2 protein-coding genes are annotated in these 3,457 nt (G+C 32.6%); both read right to left on the bottom strand.

Annotated features, from left to right (window positions below; genetic code table 11):
- Window positions 1–284: 284 nt before the first annotated feature.
- Complete coding sequence (locus tag ABE048_RS09390) at window positions 285–1,289, bottom strand: MBL fold metallo-hydrolase (RefSeq protein ID WP_430310865.1); 1,005 nt, start codon at window positions 1,287–1,289, stop codon at window positions 285–287.
- Between the two features lie 386 nt (window positions 1,290–1,675).
- Window positions 1,676–3,043, bottom strand: coding sequence for an amino acid permease (locus ABE048_RS09385; RefSeq protein WP_430310863.1), 1,368 nt, complete (start codon window positions 3,041–3,043; stop codon window positions 1,676–1,678).
- Window positions 3,044–3,457: the final 414 nt, after the last annotated feature.

Here is a 3,457-nt window from a genome sequence, read left to right as displayed (position 1 = left end):
CGCTAATTCCACATCAACAAGGATAGCTATACAAGATTTTTATTATAAACTTTCATCTCTTTTTTAGCTTTTATCAGTGTATTCACTACTGTAGGACTATTAAAATCGCACGAAGAAAATTCGTATACATTTTCGAGGAGTCGCCTGTCTTTCGCTCCACAATGGCCAAAATTAGATATCATGAAATTCCGTATATTTTATATGAATTTTGCATTATGAGATTTATTCAAAGTGTAGATAACAATACATAGTTCATATTAAAAAGACTATCCTAAAAATTAATTTTATAAGCCATCCTTATCCTGTATTTGTTTTGGAACAGAATAAATCCAAACGTCATCTATTTTTTCTTTTATCACAAATTGATGGTCTTCTAAGTAATCGAGATAGCCTATTATTTCAGACATGACAAGTGAAAATTCTGTTTTATATTTTGACTTATAATATTGCTTTGCTAGTGAACTAGCTGTTTGTGGTTCATTTGCTAATAATGCCAACATTCTTTTAGATTTTCGATTCATCGATTCAAGCTTTTGATTAATTAATTGTTTATGGTTTTCTATGATTGTTCGATGGCCAGGAAAGACAAGCAATGCATCAAGTTCCTCACATTTAGTTAATGATTGTCGTTGCTCTGTTACTGATTTTAAGCGAACACCATTTAGATTAGGATCTATTATTGCATTTGTTGATGATTCTTTTAAAACTAAATCACCACAAAACAGCCATTTTCTTTCCTTATCGTATAAACTAATAGAATCTGGTGAATGACCAGGTGTTTCAATAACTTCTAAGCCACTAACAAAATCCCCTGCTTGAATTGGAATATAATTTGCGATTAATTTTCTTTCATCTAATTCGTTTAATGTTCGACTTAGTTTTTCTAATCGTGGTTGTGCATCATGAAGGCAATCCATTTCTCTATAAAGTTCATGGAAGAATTGGTAACGCATCATAAAGAAATCTGCATCCATTTGTAATCTTAAAATAGTAAGTGGGTGAGCATAAATAGGAATATCTTTTAAAGCTAATATTCGTTTTAATAGCCCTACATGATCTTCATGATGGTGAGTTAAAATGATACGATCAATATCCGTTACCGCATATCCCTGTTCTGCCAATGCTAAATTAAAATATTCCCAACAATCTTCATGGTCGATACCAGCGTCAATTAAAGACAAAGATTCCCCATCATTGATAACAAAAAAGTTAATCGTTCCAATAAGTCCATATGATGTTGGGAAAATAATTGGATATACTTGACGCTCCTTACTAGAAATAATTTGCAAATCTTTTCACTTCCTTATTATGGAGTCAGTTAAAACATCGTTACCAAGAATTTCTGTATTATTTGAACCAGCTTGTTGTCCAATATGTTCGTCTACTTGCTTAAATACATTTGATTTGATAGGACTTGCGATTTGTCGTTTTACACCACCATTTTCAAAAGGCTATTAAGCAGAAAAATCAAGCACTTTTAAATGATTTAGTATTGTCATTATTTTAACACCTTCCTTATAAAATATTGAATTGAATTATATAAAGAATAAATTTTTAAATTTGGACAAAATGTAAATACCTCAAAGAAAGCAATATAGCCATCTATCGCTTCTAATGAATATTAAAAAAACCGGATAAATCCCTTATCGAAGGATTTTCCGGTTTTTTATATGTTTTACTTATTTGTTTTATATTCGCGTTTATTCATACCAAATGCATAGAATAGGATTGTCATAAGCGCTAAGAATATAATCCCTACGATTAACGAAATACGTGTTTCATCGTTGATCCACATGCCGACTAATACAACTAATAAAAAGATGATGGTTGCATAGTTACTTATTGGTGCGAAAGGCATTTTAAATGGATGATTTGCCATTTCTTTCGCATGTACTTTTCTGAATCGGATTTGAGCGATTAACAATGCAAACCAAGGAATCATACCTGGTAATACACTCGCACTATATACATAAACGAAAAGTTTTGAAGGTGCAACAAAGTTCAAAATAACACCAACAGCCAATCCGATTAAAACTGCGATTGTACCCCAATATGGTACACCGTTTTTCGAAACTTTTAAGAAGATTTTAGGTGCTTGACCATTTTCAGAAAGTGTATAAATCATTCGTCCAGCACTGTAAATACCACTATTACATCCAGACATTGCAGCAGTAATAACGACAAAGTTAATGAACCCAGCAGCTGCTGTAATACCAATTTTCGCAAATGTTACTACAAACGGGCTACCTACTGCTTTTAGTTCATCCCAAGGGTAAACAGTTACGATGACAAAAATTGCACCAATGTAGAAAATTAAAATACGCCAAATAATTGAATTAATTGCTTTTGTGATTGATTTTTGAGGATCTTTTGCTTCACCAGCTGTAATACCGATTAATTCAACACCTTGATAGGCTGCTACTACAAGTGATAATGCGAAGAAGAAGCCTTTAATACCACCTGCAAAGAATCCTCCATGTGACCATAAGTTTGAAACACCAATAGCATGTCCACCATTACCAATGCCGAAGAAGATTAATCCGAAACCAGCAATGATCATTAAAATGATCGTAACGACTTTAATCAACGCAAACCAAAATTCAAATTCACCAAATGATTTTACAGATACTAAGTTAGCAACACCTAGTATTATCATAACAGCAATTCCGGGTACCCACGCTGGAAGATCTGGGAACCAATACTGCATGTAAGAACCTACCGCAATAACTTCTGACATCCCAACGATGACCCATTGGAACCAGTTACTCCAAGCTGTTAAATAACCAGCTAAAGGGTGAATATATTCATGAGCAAATGTTGCAAATGAACCAGTTTTCGGTTCGAAATACAGCATTTCCCCCATTGCACGCATAATAAAAAATATAAAAATTCCTGCTATTGCATAAGCAAGCATAACGGATGGTCCAGTCCAACTAATTGTACTTGCTGACCCCATGAACAAACCGACACCAATTGTTCCACCAAGCGCAATCATTTGAATATGTCTTGCTTCTAAACCCCTCTTCAACTCTTTGTTACCCATAAATTCCCCTCCTAATGTTTAACACAGATGCATGTTCGCTACTTTATATTGAACGTAAAGAAAAATCACAGCTCTCTAATCCTTTGTTCATTGAAACAAAGCCTAAAGATTTAAACCAAAACTATATTGTGTTCTAGAACAACTTTATTTATGTCTTTTAGTTTAATAAATTTTTTATAGAAATACAATTGTATTTCTCAAAAATACATAATTTTTTTATTAAAAAAAATAGAAAAAGCACTCATTTAGTTAAAAATAAGTGCTTAAGAAGTCAATGTTATAATTCAATTTTCCTATTGCAGCTTGATAGATTTAAAATCTTTCCATTTATTGAATAGAATAATGAGTGAAGGCATGAGTATAGTGAATGGATAATATAGATAATCACTATATGTTCTGCATGATGTGGAATTA

Source organism: Rummeliibacillus pycnus (assembly GCF_050459865.1).
GTDB lineage: Bacteria > Bacillota > Bacilli > Bacillales_A > Planococcaceae > Rummeliibacillus > Rummeliibacillus pycnus_B.
The sequence above is the reverse complement of the archived record's forward strand: the minus strand, read 5'-3'. Positions and strand labels throughout refer to the sequence as shown.